Origin of the sequence: Advenella sp. (assembly GCF_052108595.1) — a bacterium.
In the GTDB taxonomy this organism is placed as follows: Bacteria; Pseudomonadota; Gammaproteobacteria; order Burkholderiales; family Burkholderiaceae_B; genus Advenella.
Genome location: NZ_JBQEAU010000028.1, coordinates 14,409 through 39,167, shown reverse-complemented (window position 1 = coordinate 39,167; position 24,759 = coordinate 14,409). Strand labels below are relative to the sequence as shown.

The window sequence follows — 24,759 nt, the reverse complement described above, 5'->3', positions numbered from 1 at the left end:
TCAAGGGTGTGCCTTCACCTGTACGTGAGCCGGAAAAAACCGATATGGTCATTTTCCGTGAGAACTCCGAAGACATCTATGCCGGTATCGAATTCGAAGCTGAATCTGATCAGGCCAAGAAACTGATTGCGTTCCTGCAGAACGAACTGGGCGTCAATAAAATCCGTTTCCCACAGACTTCCGGTATCGGCGTGAAGCCCGTATCACGCGAGGGTACTGAGCGTCTGGTGCGCAAGGCAATCCAGTACGCGATCGACAATGACAAGCCAAGCGTGACCATTGTTCACAAAGGCAACAACATGAAGTTCACCGAAGGTGGCTTCCGTGACTGGGCCTACGAACTGGCACAGAAAGAATTCGGCGCCGAGCTGATCGATGGCGGCCCATGGAGCAAAATTAAGAATCCACGGACAGGCAAGGAAATCATTATCAAGGATTCCATCGCCGATGCCTTCCTGCAACAGATCCTGTTGCGTCCTGCCGAGTACTCTGTGATCGCCACATTGAACCTTAACGGCGACTACGTGTCCGACGCGCTGGCCGCCCAGGTTGGTGGTATTGGCATCGCCCCCGGCGCAAACCTGTCCGACTCCGTTGCCATGTTCGAAGCGACTCATGGCACAGCCCCCAAATATGCCGGCAAAGACTACGTGAACCCAGGTTCAGAAATCCTGTCTGCAGAAATGATGCTGCGTCACATGGGCTGGACTGAAGCGGCTGATCTGATCATCTCTTCAATGGAAAAATCCATTCTGTCCAAAAAAGTCACTTATGACTTTGCCCGTCTGCTCGAAGGCGCAACGCAAGTGAGCTGCTCCGGCTTTGGCCAGGTCATGATCGAAAATATGTAATATCGACTGACGTATTACGTCGTTCTGAAACCCGCATGGTTTATATCATGCGGGTTTTTTGTTTGTGGTTTTTCGTATTTTCAATACGCAGATTTTAAAAATGCAGATTCTCTATGTGCAGATTCATTCGGTTTTGCATGTGCTGCCTTTGTTTTCCGGTATCGGCGGGCAGATTACTGCTGCTCTTTCAGATGATCAATCATGCGAATGGCAACGGCCGATGTATGCTGCATGTGGTCAACGCAAGCCTGCCAGGCTTCAGTCTCATTGTTTTGCTCAATGGCGATGCCGATGCGACGCATTTCTTTAAGCGTATTGCGGATGCGGCCCGGGCTTAGGATCGAGGTTGCCCGCAATCGTGATATTTTTCCATGCAGCTCTTCCAGGCTACTCTTCAGGACACTGTTATAGCAACCGTCTAGTAAGGCGCCGTAAAAGTCTTCAATGGATTTGAGCTGGCTTGCCACATCTTCCCGTTCGATGGCGCTTTCCAATTGCGTCAGTGCCTCTTGCAGCGCAGCGCGCTGGGCTGCCGTTGCCATATTGATGAAATTGCGGGCTGCCAGGCCTTCCAGCACCGATCGCACCTGATAAATATCCGCGGCTTCCCGGGCGTCCAGTGTGGTCACACGTACGCCCTGATTGGGTCGGATGTCAATATAGCCTTCCTGACGCAGCAATTGCAGGGCTTCCCTGACCGATGAACGGCTTGCGCCGGTGAAATCACACAATGCTCGTTCGGTGAGGCGGGCCCCCGGCGACCATCGCCCCTGCATGATTTCCTGTTTGATTGCTTTGGCGATTGCAGAACGTTTCGATGTCATAACTAGGTCGTGGTGTGTTTGGGCTTATGCGTCAACGCGAAAGTATAACCCATCGCCGGATCAATCAATTTTATTAAATTGTCTGACAATTTATATATAAATAACAGACAATATATGTTATATTTTCCGACAACTTAGGCTGAACAATAAAGGGAATGCTATGCAGGAAATCTGGCAGGACGCTAAATATCGAGTGCTGGCCAATGCGGAAATTTCGGATGCGCTAGACTTTTTCGGGCTGCCCGGCAGTGCCCATGGCCTCAGTGGTGTAACAGGGACATTTCGTTTTTTTGGTCCCGCCTATACCTTGCGTTTCGCGCCAGTAGACAAGCAGGATCCTGGCACCGTAGGCGATTTTATCGATGATGTACTACCAGGACAGGTCATTGTGCTGGACAACGGCGGGCGCACCGATTGCACAGTGTGGGGCGGCATCCTCAGTCAGATCGCCCGGTCTCGCGGCATTGCTGGTACCGTGATTCACGGAGTCTGCCGGGACGTAGAAGAAGCCGTGCAATGTGGCTATCCAATCTTCAGCCGCGGTACATTCATGCGCACAGGCAAGGACCGGGTGCAGGTGGAAGCAGTCAACCAGAGCGTCTCGCTGGGAGATGTCCGGGTTAACAAGGGCGATCTGGTGTGTGGCGATCGTGACGGTATTGTCGTGGTGCCGGCCGGTCGAATTCAGGAAGTACTGGATAAAGCATTGGCGATTCACGATACAGAACAATCCATCTTGGACAGCGTCAAGTCCGGCCTGACACTGAAACAGGCACGCGAAAAGCTGGGCTATCACCAGCTGCAGCGCAGTCAATAAATTGAATAACCGGAGGATAGACATGCATTACACAGACAAGACTCTGCACCGAGTCAGAGTAGGGCTTCGTGCCGCATTCATGGCGGGCATCGGATTGGCCGCATCGGGCTCGGCCCTGGCTGCCGACGACTTGGAGTGCAGCAATATCGTTATTATTTCACCGTATCCGCCGGGGGGAACAACCGACATTCTGGCGCGCCTTCTGGCGCCGGGTATGCAAAAGGAATTGGGCAAGACAGTCATCGTTGACAACAAGCCCGGCGCCAGCAGTAATATCGGCACGGAGTTTGTCGGTCGCGCCAAACCCGACGGATGCACGCTGCTGCTGGGCAATAACACGGGCGTGGCGATCAATCGTAATTTGTATAAACTGAATCTGGATCCGCTCAAGAGTTTGGCGCCCGTGGGTGAGGTGGCTGCCGTTCCATTAGTACTCTATGTCAATCCAAAGAAAGTGCAGGTCAACACCGCGCAGGAATTGATCCAGGCGTTGCAGAAAAATCCGGACCAGTATAGTTTTGCTTCAGGTGGCAGCGGCAGTCCGCAGCATCTGGCAGGCGAGATGCTCAAGCAAATGAGGTCGGTCAATATGCTGCACGTGCCGTACCGTGGACAGGGGCCCGCGCTCAATGATGTGATTGCCGGGCATGTTCCCGTCGCCTTTGAAACCACCACGGTATTGTTGCCGCATGTGAAAGCCGGGTCCGTCAAGGCATTGGCAACCACCAGCGCCGGGCGCACTAAAGTGCTGCCGGATGTGCCGACCATGGTTGAGTCGGGTTTCAAGGATTTTGTCATTGAAAACTGGTACGGCGTCTTTGCGCCGGCCGGCACGCCTTCTGCCATTGTGGAGCGGCTCAATAAGGCAGTCAATGTTGCATTGAAGACGCCTCAGATGACCAAAGCGCTCGAACAAATGGGTTCTTCCGATGTTGCCAATTCTGCCGGAGCGTTTGCCGATTTCATCGCTAAGGAAGCGCCGGTATGGACAGGCGTTGTGAAAGAATCCGGTGCAAAAGTAGACTGAATCAATATTCAATTTTAGGAGAAAAAATATGGATGCGCTGGCACCGTTGTTTGAGGGAGTTCCCACATCAATTATCAGTGATTCAATGCGTCGCATTGCAGGAACACGCACACTGGTCCCTCGACACAAGCGTGCGCCGTTGCTGGGCGTGGCTTACACGGTAAAAGTGCGATCCGGCGACAATCTTCATATTCATGATGCGTTGCGCAAGGCCCAGCCTGGGCAGGTGCTGGTTATCGATGGCGAAGGGCATACCGAGCGCGCATTGCTTGGGGAAATCATGATGAGCGTGGCGCAGATGCGTGGCCTTGCTGGTTTTGTGGTGTATGGCGCGATTCGCGATGCAGACGCCTTTGTCACGCATGACTTTCCTTGCTATTCGAAAGGTGTGACGCATCAGGGGCCGTTAAAGAATGGGCCAGGTGAAACCGATATTGCAGTTGCAATTGAGGGTTGTGTTGTGCAACCAGGAGATATCGTCGTGGGTGATGGCGATGGGGTGGTCTTTATTGCGCGTGATCAGGCTCAGGCGGTTGCCGCCGCCAGCCGTCGCAAAATGCAGGCCGAAGCCCAGGTGCTTGACGGAATATCCAGGGGTGAGTACGACGAGGCGTGGATTGAGGAGGCACTGGCTGCGCAGCTTGTGTAGCAGACAGATCCACTGATGAAAATCCGTGGCTACGATGATTGCGCGGGGACGTGAGGTGGTTGAGCCGGGCCTGGTTGATATCAGGCCCGGCGTTTTTCAATTACTTGAGGACATCGTGTTCCTGTCTTTACATTGCCGGCTGCAGATTCATACGTTTACTATCCCAGCCAGCGCAATCTGCCCGTGCGCACCCGGGCATTCATCGATTTTCTGGTCGCGCATTTTGACCAGCCAGCCCAGAGTGAAGGGCCGACAGAAGAATGTGCGCTGGCAGGTTGATGGTCAATTTTCGCCACCACGCGTGCGGCCAGACGCTCACTTCTTGGGGGTATCAGGGTTTTTCATTTTTGGGATCATCTATTATTGTATTCTTATGTATCCAGTAGTATATTTATATTCGAATTCAATCGCTGGAGACTACCAATGACCTTATTCAAACCCTGTATGCTTGCGATCCTTCTGGCCGCTAGCCCGCTTGCTGTGCTTGCAGCTTATCCCGAGCAGCCCATCCGTCTTATTGTGCCGCATCCTGCCGGAGGCTCTTCGGATATTCTGGCTAGAACAATGGCCGCTTCCATGTCAAAAGACCTGGGGCAGTCCATCGTTGTAGAAAACAAAGGCGGTGGTAACGGTGCGATTGCTGCTCAGTCGGTGGCGAGCGCCAAGCCTGACGGTTATACGCTGCTGCTCGCGACAGCTAGTACGCATGGGATCAACCCCACGCTATACAGGAAACTGAACTACGATGCGGTCAAGGATTTTGCGCCGGTCACGCTGTTTGCGACCGTGCCCAATGTGCTGGTGGTGGGCAATGCGCACAAGCAGATGAACGGGCTTAAAGATCTTATTGACTATATGAAGGCCAATCCCGGAAAGACCAATATGGGATCGGCCGGCAGCGGAACACCGGGCCATTTGGCCGGCGTCATGCTTAAAGACACTGAGCATCTGGATCTGGTGCATGTGCCGTTCAAGGGTGGGGCGCCCGCGATCAGTGCGCTGATCGGCGGACAGATTGATTTCATGTTTACCACCATTCCCGGCGCGATCAGTCATATCAAGGCCGGATCCATCAAGGGGCTGGCGGTGTCGTCGGCCGAGCGTTCCGATGCGCTGGCCGAACTGCCCACCGTTGCCGAGGCCGGCGTGCCAGGATTTGAAGCGGTGTCCTGGCATGGCCTGGTGGCGCCCGCAAATACGCCGCAGCAGGTGATTGATGTGCTGTATCAGTCTGCCAGCAAGGCGCTCAACAACGAAGACGTCAAAAGCAAGCTGGGCAACGAAGGGGCAAAGGCGGCCAAGATGACGCCAGGCGAATTCGGCTCATTTATTCAGGCGCAGATCGGCAACTGGGGCAACGCGGTCAAATCATCGGGCGCGCGCGTTGATTGATCACTTGCGATCAAGCAGGAAGCGGCTGAGCCGGACCTTATAGGCTTCACTAATGTGCCGGCTTGACACTTCCTGCGCCTTGTCCGGGTCGCGTTGCTCAAGGGCGTTGATAATCTGCGCATGTTCCTCGCGTGCGGTCGATGGACGCCCGCTTTCGGCCAGGGTGCTTTTGCCCAGCAACAGCATAGCGTTTTGCAGCACCTGCAATGTTTTGAGCAGATAGCGGTTATGCGCGCACTGGTACAGCGTCTGATGAAATAACCGGTTGTTATATGACAGAGCGGCAGGATCGTCCAGTGTCTCATCCCGATCTATGATCTGCCTCAAGACCGCGATTTCAACATCCGTGGCATGGCGCGCTGCCAGCGCGGCGGCCGTGCTTTCCAGGACTCGGCGCATTTCGTAAAGCTCGCCAACCATGTTCTGGTCCAGCTCGGTAATAATCAGGCCCCGCTTCGGATCGTTGGTGACCAGTCCTTCGGACATCAGCCGGTTCAGCGCTTCCCGGATGGGGGTGCGGCTCAAGCCGATATCGGCGGCCAGCTCTGTCTCGCGCAAACGGGTGCCCGGCGGCAGGGAGCCGTTTTCCAGGGACTGGACAATATAGTTGTACGCCTGGTCGCTCAATGTGACACCACGATCACTGGCTTGTTCCGATTCGGCGTCGGAGCGGTTAGGGGCTGGAGAGGGTTTGGATTTTGCCATGATGCGATTCCTTTCTTTTGGCACAGCATAACGCAATTGGGAAGCTTTGCGGCTGTTTTGTCTTTTCAGGCACAGCCATAAATATTTGTGTACAATAGAATACAACAGTATATTAAGTAAGGATATATAGCATGAATGACACGTTGGCGTGTGATGTTCTTGTTATCGGGGGCGGCAATGCGGCACTGTGCGCTGCACTGTCAGCCGCTGAACAGAACGCATCGGTAATTCTGGTCGAAAGTGCGCCGCGCGCCTGGCGAGGGGGCAATAGCAGTCATACTCGCAATTTTCGCTGTATGCACAACGCGCCCACCGATGTGCTGACAGACAAGTATCAGGAAGATGAGTATTTTCAGGATGTGTATCGGGTAACGGGAGGACAAACCAATGAAGAAATGGCGCGCTACGTTATTCGTGAAACCGAGGGCTGTGCGCCGTGGATGAAGGCCAAGGGTGTGCGATTTCAGCCATCGCTGGGCGGCACGCTGCACCTGGGGCGCACCAATGCGTTTTTCCTGGGCGGCGGCAAGGCGCTGGTCAACGCCTATTACAAGGCGGCCGAAAAGGCCGGCGTGCAGATTCTGTACGACACGGAAGCCAAAAAACTGAATTTTTCAGACGGTAAGTGTGTCAGTGTAGAGCTGCTCACAAACGGTCAGACACTGACCATTGCGGGTAAATCCGTGGTGATTGCATCAGGCGGTTTTGAGTCAAATCTTGAATGGCTGGAAGAGGCCTGGGGGCCGGCGGCACGCAATTTCCTGATCCGCGGCACCCGATTCAATCAGGGCGTCATGCTGCGCGAGCTCATGCGCAACAAGGCCTGTATTATCGGCGACCCGACCCAGGGTCATGCCGTGGCCATTGATGCAAGGGCGCCCAAGTATGACGGGGGCATTGTCACCCGTGTAGACTGCGTCTCGCTGGGTATCGTGCTTAACAAGGAAGGGCGGCGCTTTTATGACGAAGGCGAAGATTTCTGGCCCAAACGCTACGCTATCTGGGGACGTCTGGTTGCCCAGCAACCCGATCAGATTGCCTATTGCATTATTGATTCGAAGGCCATTGGCCGGTTCATGCCGTCCGTATTCAAATCCATTTGTGCCGATTCCATTGAAGCGCTCGCGCAAAGCCTGGGGCTGCCGATGAAAACGGCCGTGGAAACGGTGGCCGCCTTTAATGCCGCTGTTGAACCTGGTCAATTCGATCATAGTGTGCTGGACGGTTGCCGCACGCATGGTCTGCAACCGGATAAAACCAACTGGGCGCAAAAAATAGATACGGGGCCGTTTTATGCGTACCCGCTGGCCACCGGGATCACCTTTACCTATATGGGGGTGAAGGTAACGAAAAAGGCGCAGGTCATCATGGACGATGAAACGCTGGCGGACAACGTTTTCGCCGCCGGTGAAATCATGGCGGGAAATATTCTGAGCAAGGGTTACGTGGCTGGTTTCGGGATGGCCATCGGAACCGTATTTGGTCGTATTGCAGGCACGGAGGCAGCAAAACATGCAGCAGCTTGAACATCTTATCGAGGACGCCCGCAACGCGGTGGGGATCTGTAACTCCTGTCGTTATTGCGAGGGCTTCTGTGCGGTCTTTCCAGCACTTGAGCAACGTCTGGATTTTACCCGCGGCGATTTGCATTATCTGGCCAATCTGTGTCACAACTGCAGCGAATGCTATTACGCCTGCCAGTACGCGCCACCGCATGAATTCAATGTCAATCTGCCAGTGCAACTGGCTGCGGTACGCCAGACAACCTATCAGACGTATGCATGGCCCGGCGCCATTGCCCGCGGTTTTGACAAAAGCGGCCTGCTGGCCAGCCTGGGATTTTTGCTTGCGCTTGTCGTGCTGCTGGGTTTAGCAGCGCTTATCGGCGGGCCGCCAATGAATGATCTGAATGGGCAGTTCTATGCCATTTTTCCACATGGTGTGCTGGCCACCGTTTTCGGGCTGGCGGCATTGTGGGTCGTGATTGCAATGGGCATGGGGTTTCGCAATTTCCTGAAGGATGTGGGCGAAAAACCCTCGTTGCTGCTGACCTGGGCGCATGTCCGCCAGGGTCTGTCGGACGCGCTGAGCCTGAAGTATCTGCATGGCAATGTGAAGACCGGCTGCACTTACCCGGACGATAATATTTCGCCCTGGCGTCGCCGCTTTCATCACCTTACCTTTTATGGATTCATGTTGTGTTTTGCCGCCACGGTGTCAGGGACCATTTTCCATTATGTGTTTGGCTGGCAGGCGCCCTATGCATTCTTTAGCCTTCCCAAGCTGACCGGTACCATCGGCGGAATTTCGCTGGCCATGGGTACGGCAGGGCAGTTCTGGCTCAAGCAAAAAGCCGATCCCGATATTCGCAATATCAGGCAAATGGGAATGGACTATGCCTTTATTGCCCAGCTGTTTCTGGCCGCGGTTACCGGCCTGGCCTTGATGGCCTTTCGGGAAACCGCCGCGCTGGCGCCGTTGCTGGTCATTCATCTGGCCGTTATCCTGTCGCTGTTCATTAGCATGCCGTTTGGCAAGTTTGTCCATGGCTTGTACCGCACCGGCGCGCTCATTAAATATGCAAAGGAACAGCCGGCTTCTCACTGAAGTTCCCGGGGTTTGATTTACAATAACTGGTTAATTTTCAGGCAAGTTGAGAATAATCAAACAGAAGGCTGTTCTGCCACCGGCAGGACAGCTAAAATGAAAGACTTGCCGTTCAAACCCCCAAATTCAGTTCTATGTCTCATACCGTTGCCGCCCTATACAAGTTTGTCGATCTCCCCGATTTCGAATCGCTCAAAGAGCCGTTGCAGGCGTTTTGCGAGCGCAATCACGTCAAGGGAACGCTGCTGCTTGCCCGGGAGGGAATCAACGGTACGATTGCCGGTCCCAAGGAAGGAATCGATGCGGTTCTGGCCTACCTTCGCAACGATCCGCGCCTGGCGGACCTGGAGCACAAGGAGTCCTGGTCCGATGAGCGCGATCCATTTCACCGGATGCGTGTGCGGTTGAAAAAGGAAATCGTGACCATGGGGCAGCCCAATGTCAACACCACCAACGCCGGTACCTATGTCCCGCCGGAAAACTGGAACGATCTCATATCCGATCCCGAGGTGGTACTGGTGGACACGCGCAACGATTACGAAGTTGATATTGGCACGTTCAAGGGGGCGGTCAATCCCAATACCGTGACGTTTCGCGAATTTCCCAACTGGGTGCAAAGCCAGGCTACCGAAGGCGGGCTGCTGGACAAAACGAAAGCACGCAAGGTGGCCATGTTCTGCACTGGCGGGATTCGCTGCGAAAAATCCACGGCCTATATGAAATCCTTGGGGTTTGACGAGGTTTACCATCTGCAGGGCGGGATTCTGAAGTACCTTGAAACCGTTTCTCCCGAAAAAAGCCTGTGGGAAGGCGAGTGTTTTGTCTTTGACGAACGCGTCTCTGTCGGCCATGGGCTCAAGCCGGGTCCGTACATTCAGTGTCGCGCCTGCCGTCATCCGCTGAGTGAGCAAGAGCGCGCTTCACCCAAGTACATCCGTGGTGAAAGCTGCCCGCATTGCTGGGACGATAAAACCGAAGAACAACGCGAACGCTTCCGTGAACGGCAGCGCCAAGTCGATCTGGCCGCAGCGCGCCAGGAGGAACATATTGGTGCAGATATGCAGGAGCAGATTCGCCGGCGACGTGCCCTGAAAGCGGCCCGTAAAGAGCAGGCCCGCCAGCGTGCCATGCAAAAACAGGTGCAAAAGGGTGCAAAAACGAGTTGAATATGCTAAAAACTAGTGCATTCCCTAAGTGTCATATATACGAATCACGTGCATAATTTGTTTCATGCAGGTGAGGAGACAAACGCTCTGCATGAGCAGGCTTTACCACTTAATTGGAATATTCGGTTAAGTGCGTGCACGATAGCTGTATCCATAATAAAAATAAACGAAAGGCGGAAAATCAATATAAATTGATTCCGCCTTTCTTTTTGTTGGCTGTGCTTTACATTGTCAGGCTGCGCTTTGAATTCTTGAGTAGCGCTCTGCATCGCCGGCCTGTCGTCCGACTTGTTGGCCAGCCTGTTGCATCAATCGCTTGCAGGCGTTTTTAGCAAAACAATCTGGGCGCCGGCTCCGCCCATATTCTCGGGCGCCGGCGAAAATGCCAGTACGGCATCCATATTTTTCAGCCAGGCCAGCACCTGCTCTTTCAGGACAGCGGTGCCTTGGGCAGAGCCATAGCCTTTGCCGTGCACAATACAGATACAGCGGACCCGATGCGCCAGACAGGAATGAATGAAGCGATCAAAGCGCTCCGCTGCCTGGTCCGAATTGGCGCCATGCAAATCCAGTGTGGCTGCAACCGGCCATTGTCCTGACAACAGTTTCTTGATCAAGTCAACGCTATCGGCCCGCTGCACATAGGCGCCTTCGGGCAGATCCGGGCGACGCCGGCCTTTATCGGCCAGTGATGTGCGTTTTTGCTCGCGTGCGCGAACAGGGGTGGCTGGCTTATGCCGATCAATCGACGGGGCACCCTCGGCTTGAGCCCGTTTGGCACGAAAATACTCGTTATTGCCGTAATCCAGTGCCTGGCGCGCATAGCGGTTGGCTTCAGGTAGCGGCGTAACGGATCTGACCGTTTGACGAAACAGTGCAATATCTTCCGGCGTAAAAACGGCAGACGCAGCGGGATCTGCTGTTGTCTTATTATGTCTGGGCGCGGCCTGCTGTGCCTTGGCGCGACGCGTTTCTTCGCGCACCTTGGATTTTTGCAACTGACGCAGGTCTTCGAGTTTGCCTTTGATGGGGGTAATCATAGCAATTGCGGCCCGCGCCACTGGCTGGGCGGGCCTGTCCTGTTTTATTCAGGCTGGCTTTCGAGCCAGCGCTGTACATCCAGTGCCGCCATGCAACCGGTGCCGGCGCTGGTAATGGCCTGACGGTAAACATGATCCTGCACATCACCCGCGGCGAACACGCCGGGGACCGAAGTCATTGTGGCCAGGCCGCTGTGGCCGCTTTTGGTCACAATATAGCCATTTTCCAACTCCAGCTGGCCCTCGAACAGGGTGGTGTTGGGGTGGTGGCCGATGGCAATGAACACGCCGGTCACAGCGAGGTCTTCCAGGCGTCCGTCCACATGACGCAGCCTTGCGCCGGTCACGCCGCTCTGGTCGCCCAGTACTTCGTCCAGCGTATTGAACAGTTTCAGCGACATGGTTCCGCCATTGACCTTGTCCATCAGCTTGTCAACCAGGATGGGCTCGGCACGGAATGTGTCGCGACGGTGCACCAGCGTCACGTGGCGGCAGATGTTGGATAGATACAAGGCTTCTTCGACAGCAGTATTGCCACCGCCAATTACAGCAACATCCTGGTTCCGATAGAAAAAACCATCGCAGGTGGCGCAGGCGGATACCCCTTTGCCCATGAACGCAGTTTCGGACGGCAGGCCCAGATATTTGGCTGACGAGCCAGTCGCAATGATCAGGGCGTCGCAGGTAAATGTGGTGCCGGACTCTGAGACCAGCCGGAACGGACGCACCGACAGGTCGGCTTCTTTAATGTGTTCCTGAACGATGTCGGTGTTAAAGCGCGTTGCGTGTTCCAGAAAGCGCTGCATCAGGTCGGGGCCCTGCACGCCTTGGGCGTCGGCAGGCCAGTTGTCCACGTCGGTCGTGGTCATGAGCTGCCCGCCTTGTTCCATACCGGTAACCAGCACCGGGTTCAGGTTGGCGCGGGCTGCGTAAACCGCGGCGGTATAGCCAGCCGGCCCGGCGCCCAGAATCAGCACTTTTGCATGTTTGGTTTTGTCAGCCATTGTGTCTTATCCTAAAAATCCAATGGGCAATTATAATAGATCGCTGCGCGGCGCCGTTCAAAACCCCGAAACTGCCACGGTTTTGCCGCGGACCCCAAAAAATGTCGCCGGATGGCGACCTCATCACCGGGAAATACGGATGCTGTCCGACGTGATGTTGCATCATTGACATTCATTAAATGGGGACGAGGCCTGTTAAAACAACAGCTTACAAAGAATTCACAATCAATGAGTATTCGACGGCTAGAATATAAATAACATTTAATATCAATAAGCTATAATGCTTTATTGACCGAATTTATAGTTATGGCACGCACTTCAAATACCGCTCCCACTCGTTCCGCCCGCAATACGCGCAATACCGGGTCACGATCGTCCGCCAGAAATGCGCGCAACGCACAGAATGCCGAACCCAGTCGGCTGGCCGCCATGTTTACGGAAGCCAAATGGGTTCTGTATGCTGCGTTGGCTGCTGCCCTGTCGGTGATGTTGTTTACCTGGCATCCGAATGACCCCGGTTGGGTCAGCACCTCGTCATCCACCCTGGTTCATAACCGGCTGGGTGCGGTGGGTGCGTATGTGTCCGATATCCTGCTGTATCTTTTCGGTTTGTCGGCCTGGTGGTTTGTGGCCTTGTGCCTCAAGCGCATGTGGGTAGGCTACAAATTGCTCATGAGTCGCATTGTGGCCAATTCCGATGCGGCGCTACCGCGCGTGCACTGGGAGCAGGGCGTTGGTTTCGCCTTGCTTTTTGTTGGCTCCATGGGCTTTGAGGCCAGCCAGCTGGCGCACATCGGTTCGCAATTGCCGGGCGGCGCCGGCGGCGTGCTGGGCCAGTATATTGGCAGCCTGTTTGCAACGGCGGTCGGTGTGCCGGGCGCGGTGCTTATCCTGTTTTTCATGGTCGTGCTGGGCTTGGGTCTGTTTCTGGATTTTTCCTGGTTGTCGCTGGCTGAAAAAATCGGCTCGGGTATACAGCGCGTGCTCAATGCGCTGATCAATCTGAAGACCGCCCGCCAGGACCGCAAGGTGGGCGAAATTGCTCAAGTGGCGCGAGAAGAGCAGGTGGTGGTGCAAAAAGGACAGTTGGTGCACGAGACTTCGGTGCGCATTGAGCCGCAGATTACGGTGTTTCCCACCTCCGAGCGCGTGGTCAAGGAAAAACAGCGCACGCTGTTTGAGCCGCCCAAGAATGCCAGCGGAGAGCTGCCGGCACTGGAACTGCTTGATCCTCCTGGCGAAAATATCGAATCGGTTTCGCCTGAGACCATCGAATATACGTCGCGCCTGATCGAGAAAAAACTGCGCGACTTTGGCGTGCAGGTTACCGTGGTTGCCGCGCAGGCCGGACCGGTTATTACCCGTTATGAAATAGAACCGGCCACCGGCGTCAAGGGCAGCCAGATCGTCAACCTGTCCAAGGATCTAGCGCGCGCGCTCAGTCTGGTCAGCATTCGCGTGGTTGAAACCATTGTCGGAAAAAACCTGATGGGCCTGGAATTGCCCAACCCGCGGCGACAGATGGTTCGGCTATCGGAAATCATTGGCTCCAAGACCTATCATGACAACGCCTCGTCACTGACGATGGCGCTGGGCAAGGACATTGCTGGCAATCCGGTGGTTGCCGATCTGGCCAAAATGCCTCACTTGCTGGTTGCCGGTACGACCGGATCGGGCAAGTCGGTCGGTATCAACGCCATGATTATTTCCCTGCTATATAAGGCCGACGCTTCCCAGGTCCGTCTTATTCTCATTGATCCGAAAATGCTGGAAATGAGCATTTATGAGGGCATCCCGCATCTGCTGGCGCCTGTGGTAACCGACATGCGCCAGGCCGCCAATGCGCTGAACTGGTGTGTGGGAGAGATGGAAAAACGCTACAAGCTCATGAGTAAAATGGGCGTGCGCAATATCAGCGGCTTCAACAGCAAAATCCGCGAGGCCGCCAAAAAAGGCGACTCCATTCCCAATCCGTTCTCACTGACGCCGGAAGAGCCCGAGCCGTTGAAAACACTACCCATGATCGTGGTGGTGATCGACGAGCTGGCCGACCTGATGATGGTGGTGGGCAAGAAAATTGAAGAGCTTATCGCCCGTTTGGCACAAAAGGCGCGGGCTGCCGGTATCCACCTGATTCTGGCGACACAGCGCCCCAGCGTGGATGTGATTACCGGTCTGATCAAGGCCAATATTCCCACGCGTATCGCGTTTCAGGTGTCCTCCAAAATTGACTCGCGCACCATTCTTGATCAGATGGGCGCCGAGGCGTTGCTGGGCCAGGGCGATATGCTGTATCAGCCGCCCGGCACCGGCTTGCCCAATCGGGTGCACGGTGCGTTCGTAGACGATGACGAAGTGCATCGCGTGGTAGATTATCTCAAAGAGCAGGGCGAGCCCGATTATATTGATGGCCTGCTAGAAGGTGGCGTTGGCGGCGAAACCGGTGATGGCGTAGGCAGTGTGACCGGCTTTACCGATAATGAGTCGGATCCCCTGTATGACCAGGCCGTAGCCGTGGTGTTGAAAAACCGCCGCGCGTCAATCTCGTCGGTTCAACGGCATCTTCGCATCGGCTATAACCGCGCTGCACGGCTGCTGGAGCAGATGGAGCAGTCTGGCATTGTGTCTACCATGCAGTCCAATGGCAACCGGGAAATTCTGGTGCCCGCCGGACAGGAAGAACCGGACGCTTAAAGTTTGCGTGCAAGGCATAAGACCAGCCTGTAATACGCAGTAACCGCAAGTTCCTGCTCACGGCATCCCTAAAGGATGCCGTAAGTATTTGCAGCCACCGTGAAATTACAGTAGTGCAATTGTATTTACGATTTCGTTACATCCTTTCTTGCCCTGTTAATGGTAAAACAGGTCATGTTTCCGGTGGTATTCACAGGGCATTGCCCGGCTGCCGGAAGGAACAACAACAGGAGTTCATTCATGAAAAAAACGTTACTTGCAGTCTGCCTGGCGATGGTTGCGACGGTCCCTGTCTCGACACTGGCGCAGGACATCAAGGTGAACCCTGATATGATGAATCCGGATGCCGGCCTGTCAACGACGCTTGAGGGCGTGACATTCGAGAAGATTCCCGAGGTCCAGAACACGCAGCAGACGGACGCCCGGCAACAATTGAAGGATTTTGTGGCGCAGGTCAAATCGGCCAGCGGCGAGTTCGCCCAGAAAACATCCGGCGGCAAGGGCAAGAGCAGGGCGGCCCAGACCGGTACCTTCTCTTTTGAGCGTCCGGGAAAATTCAACTGGAGCGTGGTCAAGCCCTATGCGCAGAGTGTGATTTCCGACGGCAAAACCGTCTATCAATATGATCCCGATCTGCGCCAGGTCACGGAACGCCCGGTGAGCAAAGCGGTCGGTGCCTCGCCCGCGGCCATTCTGTTCGGTTCCGGTACGCTGGACGATTCTTTCAAACTGTCTGCGCTGCCTGATAACCAGGGCATGGTGTGGATGCGCGCAACCCCCAACGTGTCTGACGCCGGGTTGACACATGTGGACATCGGCTTTGCCAATAACCTGCCGGCCGAGCTGATCATTCTGGATTCTTTCGGACAGACCACGTCGATCAAATTGCGTAATTTCAAAAGCAACGCGAAAATTCCAGCCAGTGCCTACCAGTTCAAGGCCCCCCCTGGCGTAGATACCGTTAAAATGTAGGCTGTCAAAGGGCCTGTGCCCTTACCGCAGTCCAGTTCAAGGGGCCGTTGCGACGGCCCTTTTGCACAATGCTGCGGTTTACCGACGTGCGCAGTGGTTCTGGAAACCCAATATATTTATGAGTGATTTTTCCGATAGCGATCTGTTCAATGGCGCCGGCGCGGGCGCGAATGCCCCGCTGGCCGAAAGACTGCGTCCGCGCAATATAGATGAGGTCATCGGGCAGTCGCATTTGCTGGGGCCTGACAAGCCGTTGCGTGTGGCGTTCGAGGCGCGTCGTCCGCACTCCATGATTTTCTGGGGGCCGCCGGGCGTAGGCAAAACCACGCTGGCGCGCCTGATGGCTGACGGTTTTGATGCGCATTTTATTGCCATCTCTGCGGTGCTCGGCGGCGTCAAGGACATTCGCGATGCCGTCGTCAAAGCACAGGTAGCTCAGGCGCAGGGACGCAAAACCATTCTTTTTGTGGACGAGGTGCATCGCTTTAACAAGGCGCAGCAGGATGCATTCCTGCCCTATGTGGAAAGCGGGCTCTTCACCTTCATTGGCGCCACCACTGAAAACCCGTCGTTTGAAGTCAATTCGGCGCTGTTGTCGCGCGCTCAAGTCTATGTGCTCACCTCGCTGTCGGACGAGGAACTGGGCCTGTTGCTGGTGCGCGCCAAAGAAAGTGGCGCGATTGACCTGGACTTTGACGAGCCGGCCGTTGCGGTGCTGACCGGCTATGCCGATGGCGATGCCAGGCGGTTTCTGAATTTGCTGGAGCAGACCAGCACGGCTGCCACTGCGGCACAGGTAACGCAGATCACCCCCGAGTTCATGCAAAACGCGCTCACGCTGAATCTGCGTCGTTTTGACAAGGGCGGCGATAGCTTCTATGACCAGATCTCCGCGCTGCACAAGTCGGTAAGAGGCTCTCATCCCGATGCAGCGTTGTATTGGTTCACCCGCATGCTCGATGGCGGCGCCGATCCCAAGTATCTGTCGCGCCGCATTGTACGTATGGCCTGGGAAGATATCGGCCTGGCCGATCCGCGCGCCATGCAAATGGCCAACGAAGCGGCCGCTACCTATGAGCGCCTGGGGTCTCCGGAAGGTGAGCTTGCGCTGGCGCAGGCGGTCATCTATCTGTCCGTTGCGGCCAAGAGCAACGCGGGCTACAACGCCTACAATCAGGCACGCGCTTTCGTGAAGCAGGATAAATCGCGGGAAGTGCCGGTACATCTGCGCAATGCGCCCACCAAGCTGATGAAGGAACTGGGCTACGGGCATGAGTATCGCTATGCGCATGACGAGCCCGATGCCTATGCCGCCGGCGAGACTTATCTGCCCGACGGCATGCGCGAACCGGGCTGGTATCGTCCGGTGCAACAGGGACTGGAAACGAAAATCACGGAAAAGCTCAAGTACCTGCGCTCGCTTGACCGTGAGGCGCGGCAAAATAAAAAGCGCTAAATAAATAGCTCAAAAGTGCCAAGCTCACTGCCCGCCAGTGCCTCGCACCGGTACCTGCCTTCGTCTCTTTTATATGTCAGCTGAAATGCCGTTGCATAAATATCTGGCAAGAGGATGTAATATATCTGGCAAGGGACTGTAATAAAGTAACCCTTTGCGCTGTCCAGGGAGTAAGTTAAATATTGCCGGCAGCAGCTATCGGTCAGGCCCCGGCTGCCGCGTATCCATTTGCCATTGGCGCCGGACGCGAGGTGTGGTAGCTTACGTTATCAATAACAGGAGCGAGAGCATGAAAAATACCGATATAGCGACACTGGCCAGTGCAGTCGCATTGGCGCTGGGTATGCATTCGGCGATGGCAGCAGACATGACGATGGATGCCGAAGGCAAAGTGTCTCAAAAGCCGGCGCAGCAAGCCGGCGCCGGCCCTGCGCCCACCTCGGGGTGGGAAAAACTCAGTAAAAATAAAAACTGGAAACCGGCGGCGCCAGCCGCGGATCAGCGCCATCACAACGACATGAAATCGAAAACCAGGGCGGCCCCTTAATCTTAATGCCACGTGTCCTGGCCAGAGTAGGGCAATCGCTGCGCACGCTGGCAAAGACCGGCAAAAGGATATCCGGGGCCGGATCAGACTCGCATCTATCAGGCTTGCCGGACAAAGTGCCGTGTAAACACGTCCGATCTGACAGCTATAAATCTGGCATGCCAGATAAGCAGGATAAGATGCGCACGTGAAATCAGGCACGGCCAAACCGACAGGGCAGAGTATTGTGATACCCGTGCTGCAGGGTTCGCGGGGGCGCAAAACATTACACCATTACCGGCGAGGGCCCGCGCAGGCTCGGCGATAACGCCGGGACGTTCTGATCCATCCAGCCAGGGGCACTAATCGTGATGCGTCGCCACCAGCTTGCTGGCCGGTGCCGCAGCGCCAAGCACGGCAACCTGCTCGTGCAAACCAACAGCCATGCGCTTGCAGCAAGCGGCGCGCGGTGTCCGGGCCGGGGGGCTGGCAAGGTCATTACCTTGGGGCTGGCACCCTGTTGTCTTTGTACCGCTTACTTGATTTTTCTCCGGTAAAACCGGTTGCGGGTACGCGTTGTTCGGTCTGCGGCCCCACCGGGCGCGTATAGCTGTATATAATGATTACCCTATACTTCTCCCACACGAAACCAGAAAAATATCATGTTAGATCCTGTTTTACTGCGAAAAGAGCTTCCCCTTGTCATCGCCGCGCTCAAGCGCCGCAACGTCGATTTTGATCAGGCTCGTTTCAATCAGCTCGAAGCCCGCCGCAAAGAGGTGCAAATCCAGACCGAGACCCTGCAGGCGCAGCGCAATGCGCTGGCCAAGCAAATCGGCCAGCTCAAGTCGCGGAAAGAAGACGCCAGCGCAGTCATGGCCGAATCACAGGCATTGCCCGGCAAACTCAAGGCGCTGGAAGAAGAGCTGGCTGGTATTCGCAGCGAACTGGATGGCTGGCTCATGACGATTCCCAACCTGCCGCACAGCTCTGTGCCCCAGGGCAAGGACAGTGACGACAACGTTGAGGTCCGGCGCTGGCTGGGCACCCAGGCGGGCTACGTGACCGATCACAGCGAACCGCCAACCAAAGGTTTCGAGGCCCAGGATCATGTTACGGTGGGCGAACGTCTTGGCCTGGAATTTGATACTGCAGTCAAGCTCACAGGCGCGCGCTTTTCTTTCATGCGCGGCGGCATGGCGCGTCTGCATCGTGCGCTGGCCCAGTTCATGCTGGATTTGCACACGAACGAGCATGGCTATACCGAATGCTACACACCGTATATTGTCAACAGTTCAACCCTGCTGGGCACCGGCCAGTTGCCCAAGTTCAAGGATGATATGTTCTGGGTGACCAAGGGTGGCGAAGACGAACCACAGACCGATCAGCAGGGCAAGCCGATCGAGAAGGAAGATCTTTATTTGATCTCAACATCGGAAATTACGCTGACCGCCACCGTCAAGAACGAAATTGTGCCGGGCGCCAGCCTGCCTTTGCGTCTGACGGCGCATACACCGTGTTTTCGCTCTGAAGCAGGCAGCGGCGGCCGTGATACCCGGGGGATGATCCGTCAGCATCAGTTCGACAAAGTGGAAATGGTGCAGATAGTCCATCCAGACACCTCCTATGATGCGCTGGAGCAAATGGTGGGTCATGCTGAAAAAGTGCTGCAGTTGCTGCAACTACCTTACCGCGTCATGCAGTTGTGTACCGGCGACATGGGTTTTGGCGCCGCCAAGACTTACGACCTGGAAGTCTGGATTCCGGCGCAGAACACCTGGCGCGAGATTTCCTCGGTCTCCAATTGTGAGGCATTCCAGGCCCGACGCCTGCAGGCGCGTTTTCGTAACGAACAGGGCAAAACAGAATATCTGCATACGCTCAACGGTTCCGGCCTGGCAGTGGGACGCACGCTGGTCGCGCTTATTGAAAACTATCAGCAGGCCGACGGCAGCATCGAAATTCCGGCGGCATTGCGCCCCTACATGGGTGGTCTGGCGCGTCTGACCCCTGCTGCTTAAGTTATGTTGGTCAAGCCCCGCCGGGCCGCTGTGCCCGGCGGGCGGGCCCGATTTGCCATGATGTATTGACGACGTTCCGGCCCCCTGACGGAAGCGGCGTTCTTTCCTGATTCATCAAACATTCCATTCAAGGTTGTCCGTCATGCTTTTCCTGCTTTCCCCTGCCAAAAAACTCGATTACGACTCTCCTGTTTCTACCAACACCCATACCCAGCCACTTTTTATCAAACGGTCCGCAGAACTGATCAAAGTGCTCAGAACCAAGGGCGTCGACGATATTGCCGGACTTATGAAGCTGAGCCCGGCGTTGTCCGAACTGAACGTACAACGGTACTCGGAGTGGAAACCCAGATTTGATCAGGAAAACGCCCGTCAGGCCGTGCTGGCCTTCAATGGCGACGTGTATGAAGGCCTGGCTGCGGCGACGCTGAGCGAATCACAGTTGACATGGGCCCAGGAACACGTGGCCATTCTGAGCGGCCTGTATGGCGTGCTACGTCCGCTTGACCTGATGCAACCCTATCGGCTGGAAATGGGCACTCGCCTGCAGACCAGTCGTGGCAAGAATCTGTATGAGTTTTGGGGTTCTGAAATCGCTCAATACCTGAATGAGCGTCTGGCCGAGCAGACTTCGCGCATCGTGATCAACCTGGCCTCTGAAGAATATTTCAAAGCGGTCGACCAAAAAGCGCTGGATGCGCGCGTTGTCCAGTGTGTCTTCCAGGACTATAAGAACGGTGTTTATAAAATTATCAGTTTCAACGCCAAGCGCGCGCGCGGGCTCATGGCGCGGTTTGCCATTGAGACCAAAGCGAAAACGCCGGCGGCCCTGAAAAAATTCAATGGTCAAGGCTATGCCTTTGCCGCCGAGGAGTCCACGGAAGACAAGCTGGTCTTCCGGAGAAAACAATGAGCCGCCAGGCTGCAATAAGGATTTTTGTACTTTTTGCACTGGGCTACTTCCTGTCCTATGTGTATCGCGGCCTGAATATCGGCTTTGCGCCGTTCCTGTCGCGCGAAATGAATCTGACTGCCAGCGACCTGGGGCTGCTGACCAGTTTTTACTTTATCGGCTTTGCCCTGGCCCAGCTTCCGGCCGGGCTGGCGCTGGACCGCTATGGCGCACGCCGCACCGATGCCATCCTGCTACTGGTGGCTGCGGCCGGGACGGTGCTTTATGGTATGACGCACACCATGCAGGGGCTGATTATCGGCCGCATCATGATCGGCGTGGGCGTCTCGGTCTGTCTAGGCGCCGGCTTCCTGGCGATTGCCCAGAATTTTCCGTCCTCGCGCTGGCCGCTGCTCAATGGCCTGATGGTGGCGCTGGGTGGCATGGGCGGGGTAGTGGTCGGCACGCCGCTGGCGGTATTGCTAACGCAATACACCTGGCGTGAAATCAGCGTGGGCATGGCCGTGTTCACCGTTGCCGTGGCTATTGTCATCTGGCTGCTGGTGCCCGAATCGAAGCAGCGGATGGCGCCGCATGAGCCGGTATCCAAGCAGATCCATGGCGTTCGTATTATCTTGAAGAACGCAGTGTTCTGGCGCGTGGTGCCTTTTCCGTGCGCCGTGGGTGGCGCTTTCTATGCGGCCCAGTCGCTGTGGGTCAAACCGTATCTGACCGATGTCTCCGGATTGACGGCGCGTCAAGCTGACAGCCTGGTGTCCATGCTGGGGCTGACCATGGTGGCCGGCACGGTCATCACCGGCCTGGTGGCGCGCCGCATCGAGCGCTACGGCCTGGGCCTGCGTGCCTTTTGCGGGCTGGGAATGACGCTGTTCGTGCTGGTGCAGTTGCTGATTCTGTTCCGGGTGCCCGTTTCGCCGGCGCTGATCTGGGGCGCTTACGGGTTTCTTGCCGCCAGTTGTATTCTTGCCTATGCCTTGCTGGCCGAGGTATTTCCACGCAAGGTTGTAGGCCGCGTGACGACCGCCTTCAACATGATTTTTTTCATCAGCATTTTTTCCATGCAGGTTGGCGTAGGATTCGTGCTGGATTTCTGGCCCGCAAATAACGGTCATTATCCTGCCGTGGCGCACCTGACCGGCTGGGGCATCATGATTGCAATCCAGCTGCTGTCGGCGATCCTCTATTTCTGGCCCGGCGCCCTTAACGTGGATGAGCAGCTGTTCGAATAGATGGCCATAGGTGTCACACGCATGGAGCGTGGCAGCGGGCCGCCATGGAGCAGGGCCAGCAGTGTAACGCCAAGCTGCGCAGTCAATAACGATAAACGATAAGTGATTAACGATTAACGATGTGCCATGTATGAATGCGCTCGTGCCGGCCTGCTGATTGGCTTCCCGATCCTGTCGACAGGGTATGTCGCGATTACATCAAGCCAATATTGGTCGCTTGCTGGCGGATGCGCAGCGCGGCCTGCTGCATCTGTTTGAGCGGAAAGACCAGGCTGCCGTACTGACCCTCGGTTTCAATTTGCGAAGGCGCCTCGGTAATGGCTTGTGCCTCCTTGTCCAGCAAGTCAGACACGTTGGAGAGGGTCTGCTGCATATTGGGCGGTATTTTGTCCAGGCCGGCCAGGACCGGCGCAATGGCGGCGATCTGACTGGCCACGGCGTCGGTCTGCACCAGAATCGTATTCAATTCCTTAATATGGATCTGCTTGGATTTGGGTTCGTTCATCATCCGGTAGAAACTGTCTGCGAACGCGCCAAAGGTCGTGTGCATATTCTTGCGAGACAGCTGCGCCTGCACATAGCGTTCGTTGTCTGCCGATGACACTTTCTGCTCCGGATCGGCGTGAACCGAATTGATGTACGCCTGCACGGCCAGAATGTAGTCATGCGCCGCCGCAATGGCCTCCTGCGCCAGCGGCATGATGCGCTGCTTCTCCCACCAGGGAAGAATCGACCCGCAGACAAATGCCAGCGCGCAACCGGCCAGGGTGTCCAGCGCGCGTTCGCCGATAATCAACAGGTTGCCCGGGCTCAGGAAGTGAAAGGCGATCAGAATATAGATCGTCATCAACAGCGAGCTAAGCGGATAGTTGGTCAATACGAACGCATTGCCCAGCACCATCGCCGGAATCATGATGGCAATAAGAATAAACGGATTGCTGGTCAGGTTAAATAGCGCAATGGTGATCAGGCAACCGGCCAGCGTGCCGGCCAGGCGGCCGATCGTGCGCTGGCGGGTCAGCGCGAACCCGGGCCGCATGATAATGAGCAATGTCAGGATGATCCAGTAACTGTGCGAGGTAAATGTGCGCACAATCTCCGAGTGACCATAGACCAGGCTGACGACAGTAGAAATGAGCAACACCAGGGTGACCACGAATGTGGTGCGCAAGGCGTAGCGGAAAATGGACGAGCTCAGATTCAGATTGCGCTTCAAGGGGGTCAGCGTAATGGCTTGCGGCGTAATAAAACGGCGCAGCGAGCTATCGCGCTTCAGGCTATCGACGGGTTCAAGCCGCATGCCGCGCAGATTATCGGCAATGCGGTCCACAAACCGGCTGGCATTACGCAGGCGGCGCACAATCTGCACCAGCAGCAGATAGGTCTCCGGTTCAGTACGCTGGATGCCATCCTGTTTCAGTTGCAGCAGTTCGTATTCCATGGCGCGCAACTCCGCCCGGACGCTGTTGCGATAATCCACCGGCTTGTTTCGCGCCAGGCTATAGGCGGTCCGATTCAGGGTGCGACTGATCTTGAACAGGGTGTCGCGCATGAACAGCAAGATGTCGTGGTCCTGAAAGCGCGCACGCAAGGTGGCATAGTCGGTCTGCGACGCCACCATGGTATCGAGCAGGGCAATCATGTCGATAAAGACATTCCACAGCAAAATACGCTGCTGGTCGCTGGCGTCGTTGTCGCGGGGCAGATTGCGCAGCACGACATCGCGTGCGCTCTGGTGCTGCTCTGTCATTGCGATCATTTGCGGGATCAGCCGCCGGTAGCTGTCATCCAGGTTTTTATGGGTGTCGTAAAAATCGGCGCGCGTGCTCACGTAAGCGGCGGTGGCATACAGGGCGGCAGACAGGGTCTGCCTTTCTTCGCGCAGCTTGAACAGGTGACTGATGGACGTGCTGTACAGTATGTAGAAAACACCGCCCATGGCCGTGTAGCTGGTATGGGTGAGCGCCTCGCCGACCGACATGGGGGTGTGCATGGATAGCATCATCTGCAGCAGGCACCCGAATCCGATCAGTCCCCCGCGCCGGCCATAGACCGACAGCATGGAATAGAAGAATACCTGGGCCGACACCACCAGCCAGAGCAGGGCGGGATAGGGGCTTGCCAGCCCGGTGATCAATCCCGAGATCTGTCCCAATAGGATACCGCCCAGCATTTCATTCAGCCGCGAGCGCTTGGTGCCGCCTACCTGATCAATAATGGCCGGACACAGGGCCCCGATGGCCAGCGCCACGCCTATCGTGGGCTGGTTGAAAAAACCTGCCATTACCAGTACCGGCAGCAGCACCCCCGTGGCTTGGCGCGTTCCATGAAAAAAATTGGAACTGTAGAAGAATTTGACGAAATTTTCCGCGCGAATATCCATACACCAAACCAGTGAAAAGACGCAGGCTCCCGAGTGCCGATCGCTGGCAGGCGACAGGCGGTGCCCAAAGAGGCGACACAGCAAAGAGCCCTATTGTACCGCCGGGCGGCGATAAATTTGTGCATAATGAATATTCCCGATTGCGTTTGGTGTTGCAATGCGGTACATTTGAGGACTATACCTGCGCACAATCCGTCGCCGGTATTTACGGACACCCTGTTTTAGCTATCCGCTTCAATTGCAGTGCGCCTAAATGAATGAACAATAGCGGTTATTCGTGCCAAAAGTGTGAATAAACGTCTCCATTTCGAACTCTCCCGCACCCAGTGTGCGCGCAGACCCAGATTGATGGCCAGGCTGGTACATCAATGTCTGCAGGTGGCGTTCCTCCGTGAGGAACAAAGCGCTGCAGATGTTGACGGATCCCGCCAAAGCCTAGGTCACAGGACCAATCAACGCGGGAATGCTGGTTATGAAAGGAAA

20 protein-coding genes are annotated in these 24,759 nt (G+C 55.8%); 15 read left to right on the top strand and 5 right to left on the bottom strand.

The genetic code is table 11. The annotated features are described in order from the left end of the window. Window positions 1-851, top strand: an 851-nt coding sequence (gene icd / locus ACTIKR_RS07235; RefSeq protein ID WP_442327474.1) for an NADP-dependent isocitrate dehydrogenase, incomplete at its 5' end; no start/stop codon positions are given. 173 nt (window positions 852-1,024) lie between these two features. Here icd and ACTIKR_RS07230 read toward each other — a convergent pair. After that, on the bottom strand, window positions 1,025-1,675 hold the full coding sequence (locus ACTIKR_RS07230) for a GntR family transcriptional regulator (protein ID WP_193087395.1): 651 nt from the start codon (window positions 1,673-1,675) through the stop codon (window positions 1,025-1,027). A 160-nt stretch (window positions 1,676-1,835) separates the two neighbouring features. On the opposite strand from ACTIKR_RS07230, the gene ACTIKR_RS07225 reads away from it, so the two are divergent. The 4 genes from ACTIKR_RS07225 to ACTIKR_RS07210 all read left to right on the top strand — a co-directional run bounded on the left by ACTIKR_RS07225 (window position 1,836) and on the right by ACTIKR_RS07210 (window position 5,560). Further along, window positions 1,836-2,492 (top strand): RraA family protein, encoded by a 657-nt coding sequence (locus ACTIKR_RS07225; RefSeq protein WP_193087396.1) that lies wholly within the window; start codon window positions 1,836-1,838, stop codon window positions 2,490-2,492. 22 nt (window positions 2,493-2,514) lie between these two features. Beyond that, a complete protein-coding gene (locus tag ACTIKR_RS07220; RefSeq protein ID WP_442327473.1) occupies window positions 2,515-3,519 on the top strand; it encodes a Bug family tripartite tricarboxylate transporter substrate binding protein in 1,005 nt (334 codons plus the stop codon). A 28-nt stretch (window positions 3,520-3,547) separates the two neighbouring features. Then, window positions 3,548-4,168: an RraA family protein gene (locus ACTIKR_RS07215; protein WP_442327472.1), complete on the top strand. Its 621-nt coding sequence runs from the start codon at window positions 3,548-3,550 to the stop codon at window positions 4,166-4,168. Window positions 4,169-4,591: 423 nt separating this feature from the next. Then, window positions 4,592-5,560 carry a Bug family tripartite tricarboxylate transporter substrate binding protein gene (locus ACTIKR_RS07210; protein WP_442327471.1) on the top strand — a complete coding sequence of 323 codons (969 nt, stop codon included), beginning with the start codon at window positions 4,592-4,594 and terminating at the stop codon, window positions 5,558-5,560. On the opposite strand, the gene ACTIKR_RS07205 is transcribed toward ACTIKR_RS07210, so the two are convergent. Further along, on the bottom strand, window positions 5,561-6,265 hold the full coding sequence (locus tag ACTIKR_RS07205; RefSeq protein WP_193087400.1) for a GntR family transcriptional regulator: 705 nt from the start codon (window positions 6,263-6,265) through the stop codon (window positions 5,561-5,563). It lies immediately after the preceding gene. 131 nt (window positions 6,266-6,396) lie between these two features. On the opposite strand from ACTIKR_RS07205, the gene tcuA reads away from it, so the two are divergent. The 3 genes from tcuA to trhO all read left to right on the top strand — a co-directional run bounded on the left by tcuA (window position 6,397) and on the right by trhO (window position 10,038). Further along, on the top strand, window positions 6,397-7,791 hold the full coding sequence (gene tcuA, locus ACTIKR_RS07200) for an FAD-dependent tricarballylate dehydrogenase TcuA (protein ID WP_442327470.1): 1,395 nt from the start codon (window positions 6,397-6,399) through the stop codon (window positions 7,789-7,791). After that, window positions 7,778-8,872 (top strand): tricarballylate utilization 4Fe-4S protein TcuB, encoded by a 1,095-nt coding sequence (gene tcuB / locus ACTIKR_RS07195; protein ID WP_442327469.1) that lies wholly within the window; start codon window positions 7,778-7,780, stop codon window positions 8,870-8,872. Before tcuA ends, tcuB begins: the two co-directional genes overlap by 14 nt. A gap of 134 nt (window positions 8,873-9,006) precedes the next feature. Beyond that, the gene (trhO, locus tag ACTIKR_RS07190) at window positions 9,007-10,038 is read left to right on the top strand and encodes an oxygen-dependent tRNA uridine(34) hydroxylase TrhO (protein WP_442327468.1); all 1,032 of its coding nucleotides are present in this window, start codon (window positions 9,007-9,009) and stop codon (window positions 10,036-10,038) included. A 308-nt stretch (window positions 10,039-10,346) separates the two neighbouring features. On the opposite strand, the gene ACTIKR_RS07185 is transcribed toward trhO, so the two are convergent. Further along, a complete protein-coding gene (locus tag ACTIKR_RS07185; RefSeq protein ID WP_193087404.1) occupies window positions 10,347-11,078 on the bottom strand; it encodes a Smr/MutS family protein in 732 nt (243 codons plus the stop codon). A gap of 44 nt (window positions 11,079-11,122) precedes the next feature. After that, window positions 11,123-12,082 (bottom strand): thioredoxin-disulfide reductase, encoded by a 960-nt coding sequence (gene trxB / locus ACTIKR_RS07180; RefSeq protein WP_193087405.1) that lies wholly within the window; start codon window positions 12,080-12,082, stop codon window positions 11,123-11,125. A gap of 306 nt (window positions 12,083-12,388) precedes the next feature. On the opposite strand from trxB, the gene ACTIKR_RS07175 reads away from it, so the two are divergent. From ACTIKR_RS07175 to ACTIKR_RS07145, 7 genes are all read left to right on the top strand, one after another. Then, window positions 12,389-14,776, top strand: a complete 2,388-nt coding sequence (locus ACTIKR_RS07175; protein WP_442327467.1) for a DNA translocase FtsK — start codon at window positions 12,389-12,391, stop codon at window positions 14,774-14,776. 240 nt (window positions 14,777-15,016) lie between these two features. Further along, window positions 15,017-15,748, top strand: a complete 732-nt coding sequence (gene lolA / locus ACTIKR_RS07170) for an outer membrane lipoprotein chaperone LolA (RefSeq protein WP_193087407.1) — start codon at window positions 15,017-15,019, stop codon at window positions 15,746-15,748. 118 nt (window positions 15,749-15,866) lie between these two features. After that, complete coding sequence (locus ACTIKR_RS07165; RefSeq protein ID WP_442327466.1) at window positions 15,867-17,204, top strand: replication-associated recombination protein A; 1,338 nt, start codon at window positions 15,867-15,869, stop codon at window positions 17,202-17,204. A 289-nt stretch (window positions 17,205-17,493) separates the two neighbouring features. Further along, window positions 17,494-17,751, top strand: a complete 258-nt coding sequence (locus ACTIKR_RS07160; RefSeq protein ID WP_193087409.1) for a hypothetical protein — start codon at window positions 17,494-17,496, stop codon at window positions 17,749-17,751. Between the two features lie 641 nt (window positions 17,752-18,392). Next, complete coding sequence (gene serS / locus ACTIKR_RS07155) at window positions 18,393-19,751, top strand: serine--tRNA ligase (protein WP_193087410.1); 1,359 nt, start codon at window positions 18,393-18,395, stop codon at window positions 19,749-19,751. Window positions 19,752-19,893: 142 nt separating this feature from the next. Further along, complete coding sequence (gene yaaA / locus ACTIKR_RS07150; protein ID WP_193087411.1) at window positions 19,894-20,664, top strand: peroxide stress protein YaaA; 771 nt, start codon at window positions 19,894-19,896, stop codon at window positions 20,662-20,664. Continuing rightward, window positions 20,661-21,893 carry an MFS transporter gene (locus ACTIKR_RS07145; protein WP_442327465.1) on the top strand — a complete coding sequence of 411 codons (1,233 nt, stop codon included), beginning with the start codon at window positions 20,661-20,663 and terminating at the stop codon, window positions 21,891-21,893. The genes yaaA and ACTIKR_RS07145 overlap by 4 nt, the downstream gene beginning before the upstream one ends. Before the next feature lie 193 nt (window positions 21,894-22,086). Here the strand turns inward: ACTIKR_RS07145 and ACTIKR_RS07140 are convergent, their stop codons facing one another. Next, window positions 22,087-24,276 (bottom strand): FUSC family protein, encoded by a 2,190-nt coding sequence (locus ACTIKR_RS07140; RefSeq protein WP_442327464.1) that lies wholly within the window; start codon window positions 24,274-24,276, stop codon window positions 22,087-22,089. Window positions 24,277-24,759 lie beyond the last annotated feature (483 nt).